A 1,284-nucleotide genomic window follows, 5' to 3' on the forward strand; every position below is an offset into this window, starting at 1 on the left:
AGTTATTTACGGATTGATTACCGAGATTCACTAATCAACGAATCGCACTTCCACAGCACCTTCAACTGTTCTAATTCCTCACCATACAGCTCTATGTTGAAATTATCATAGAGGGGCAGCGAGGGAAACGCTTTTGTCTTAATCCGCTGCGAGACTGGTTTACAACTTTCCTCAGTATGGGCAAAGTGATGTTCTTTCACTGACCCCTTTTTCGCTGTCAATCCGCCACCGCAGTAGAGACAAGCGAGATTCCTTTTTCCGCGCACAACCTCATCAATGCTCGTCAGTTCGCCACTGAGAGCAACACCGTATTTTAGCCACATTGTCTGTCAATTCTCCTTTGAGCTGGTTTTGTAGATGCACCTGCTCCACACGATCGAGAATTGTAACAAATCTAGGGGTGAGAACTTCAGGCGAGGGTGAATAAAGCGATCGTCATTTGATGCTCTTGATGCGCGACTGTCAATCCAAAATCTAAAATCTAAAATCTAAAATTGCTCGTTACCAATCGGGAATTTCTTGGGCCGAGGAGTCTGCTTGGTCTTGTGACAGTTGGTGAGGGGGCAACGGATTTTCTGGGGTTGGGGGTGCTAAATCAGGATATGGAAGTTTCCTGACATAAGAAAGGGTAGAGAGTGCAGAGACAGCGCCGCGTACTTGGTCGGGTCGCACTTCTAAGTATTTCTGCAATTGTTCTAAGTTGCGGTGGCCGCTGATTTCTTGAATAATCCGCAGCGGAATCCCGGCATTGCTCATCTGAGTCAGCGCCGACCTTCTGAGGCTGTGGGTAGAAGCGCCGGTGATGCCGACTTTCTCGCAGGCTTCTTGGAATAGGTGAGAGGCGGCTTCCGGGTTCGCGTGTTTCCAGCGGTGGTTGAGGTGGCGGCTGGGGAATAGGTAGGGGTGTTCGGGATGCTCGTAGGTTTCTAATAGCAGCCTCAACTCTTGAATGATCGGGATAGTGCGGGTGCCGAGCTTGCCTTTGGTGTTGACGAAAGCGGATGATCATTTCGGAGCGGATGACATTCGCGGGGGTAAAGACATCGATGACTTTCAAGCTGCACGCTTCGGCAATCCGACAGGCGGTGTAGAGGCAAACTCCAAAGAGGGCGCGATCGCGATCGCTCTGCAAACCTTCGTTGAACAGCAGTTCGATTTCCTGTTGGTTAGAGTCGATTAGGGAGTTACCCCCCTAACCTCTCCTTCAGAACCGGACGTGAGACTTTCGCCTCATCCGGCTCCTTGATAATTCCATCCTTTTCATGGATACGATTCAAAACGGTT

The 1,284-nt window shown here is 49.8% G+C and carries 3 protein-coding genes; 1 reads left to right on the forward strand and 2 read right to left on the reverse strand.

Going from position 1 to position 1,284, the window contains the following annotated elements; all coding sequences use genetic code 11:
* Nucleotides 1-17 precede the first annotated feature (17 nt).
* Nucleotides 18-323: a competence protein CoiA family protein gene (locus tag QUB30_RS33630; RefSeq protein ID WP_333342714.1), complete on the reverse strand. Its 306-nt coding sequence runs from the start codon at nt 321-323 to the stop codon at nt 18-20.
* A gap of 178 nt (nt 324-501) precedes the next feature.
* Nucleotides 502-942: a tyrosine-type recombinase/integrase gene (locus QUB30_RS33635; RefSeq protein WP_333342717.1), complete on the reverse strand. Its 441-nt coding sequence runs from the start codon at nt 940-942 to the stop codon at nt 502-504.
* Between the two features lie 25 nt (nt 943-967).
* On the opposite strand from QUB30_RS33635, the gene QUB30_RS33640 reads away from it, so the two are divergent.
* The gene (locus tag QUB30_RS33640) at nt 968-1,180 is read left to right on the forward strand and encodes a hypothetical protein (protein ID WP_333342719.1); all 213 of its coding nucleotides are present in this window, start codon (nt 968-970) and stop codon (nt 1,178-1,180) included.
* The last annotated feature ends 104 nt before the right edge of the window (nt 1,181-1,284 follow it).

Source organism: Microcoleus sp. BROC3 (assembly GCF_036702515.1).
Classification (GTDB): domain Bacteria; phylum Cyanobacteriota; class Cyanobacteriia; order Cyanobacteriales; family Microcoleaceae; genus Microcoleus.